At 45.8% G+C, this 225-nt stretch carries 2 tRNA genes; both read right to left on the reverse strand.

Annotated features, from left to right (window positions below):
• Window positions 1-24 precede the first annotated feature (24 nt).
• Window positions 25-99 (reverse strand) — tRNA-Gln (locus CWC16_RS19335).
• A 40-nt stretch (window positions 100-139) separates the two neighbouring features.
• Window positions 140-224: transfer RNA gene (locus CWC16_RS19340), tRNA-Leu, on the reverse strand.
• Between the last annotated feature and the right edge of the window lies 1 nt (window position 225).

Consider the following 225-nt stretch of genomic DNA (forward strand, 5'->3'; position numbering starts at 1 on the left):
CAACGTTTCTTTGGTAGAAGAAGTTGGCTGGGATACCAGGATTTGAACCTGGGAATGCCAGGATCAAAACCTGGTGCCTTACCGCTTGGCGATATCCCAACAAAGAATTAATTGATAGTTTTAGTTCTTATCAAGAACATGGTGCGGAAGGAGAGACTTGAACTCTCACATCCTAAGATACTGGAACCTAAATCCAGCGCGTCTACCAATTCCGCCACTCCCGCA

The organism is Pseudoalteromonas sp. S3776, assembly GCF_005886915.1.
Lineage (GTDB): Bacteria > Pseudomonadota > Gammaproteobacteria > Enterobacterales > Alteromonadaceae > Pseudoalteromonas.